Genomic DNA, 1244 nt, shown 5'->3' on the forward strand with positions numbered 1-1244 from the left:
GTAAGTTCTTTGAAAACTGCACAGCGAATTGAAACTATGATCAAGCTAGTAAGGGCGCATGGTGGATGCCTTGGCACCAGGAGCCGATGAAGGACGTGATAAGCTGCGAAAAGCTGTGGGTAGCCGCAAATAGGCCGTGATCCACAGATCTCCGAATGGGGAAACCCACTTAGCTAACGCTAAGTATCCTGTGCTGAATCCATAGGTACAGGAAGGCATACCCGGGGAACTGAAACATCTAAGTACCCGGAGGAAGAGAAAGAATAATCGATTTCCTAAGTAGCGGCGAGCGAAAGGGAAAGAGCCCAAACCATTCCCGTAAGGGATTGGGGTTGAGGACAGATCGCAAATGGAGAGATATTCTAATCGAACAGGTCTGGAAAGGCCGGCCATAGAAGGTAAAAGCCCTGTAGGTGAAAGAAGAAGGCTCTAGATCTGATCCAGAGTACCACGGGACACGTGAAACCCTGTGGGAAGCAGGGAGGACCACCTCCCAAGGCTAAATACTACCTGGTGACCGATAGAGTAAAGTACCGTGAGGGAAAGGTGAAAAGAACCCCGGGAGGGGAGTGAAATAGAACCTGAAACCGTGTGCCTACAAGCAGCCGAAGGTTGTTAAAGACTAACGGTGTGCTTTTTGTAGAACGAGCCAGCGAGTTACGGTATGCAGCGAGGTTAAGCGCCTATGGCGCGGAGCCGGAGGGAAACCGAGTCTTAATAGGGCGAGAAGTTGTATACCGTAGACCCGAAACCGGGTGACCTATCCATGGACAGGGTGAAGTTGAGGTAAAACTCAATGGAGGCCCGAACCCATCGGTGTTGAAAAACCGTGGGATGAGCTGTGGATAGCGGAGAAATTCCAATCGAACTCGGAGATAGCTGGTTCTCCCCGAAATAGCTTTAGGGCTAGCCTCGGATTAGAGACCTGGAGGTAGAGCACTGAATGGGCTAGGGGCCGTACAGGTTACCGAACCCTATCAAACTCCGAATGCCAGAGTCTTGATGTCCGGGAGTCAGACTACGAGTGATAAGATCCGTAGTCAAAAGGGAAACAGCCCAGACCATCAGCTAAGGTCCCAAAGTGCATATTAAGTGGAAAAGGATGTGGGATTTCACAGACAACCAGGATGTTGGCTTAGAAGCAGCCATTCATTCAAAGAGTGCGTAATAGCTCACTGGTCGAGAGATCCTGCGCCGAAGATGTCCGGGGCTCAAATATGCCACCGAAGCTGTGGATGCAATGT

The 1244-nt window shown here is 50.6% G+C and carries 1 rRNA gene (running past one end of the window); it reads left to right on the plus strand.

Annotated features, from left to right (window positions below):
- The first annotated feature begins 38 nt into the window (after nucleotides 1-38).
- A 23S ribosomal RNA gene (locus EDD71_RS14915) occupies nucleotides 39-1244 on the plus strand (it continues 1801 nt past the right edge of the window).

The sequence above is a fragment of the Fonticella tunisiensis genome (assembly GCF_004364155.1).
In the GTDB taxonomy this organism is placed as follows: domain Bacteria; phylum Bacillota; class Clostridia; order Clostridiales; family Caloramatoraceae; genus Fonticella; species Fonticella tunisiensis.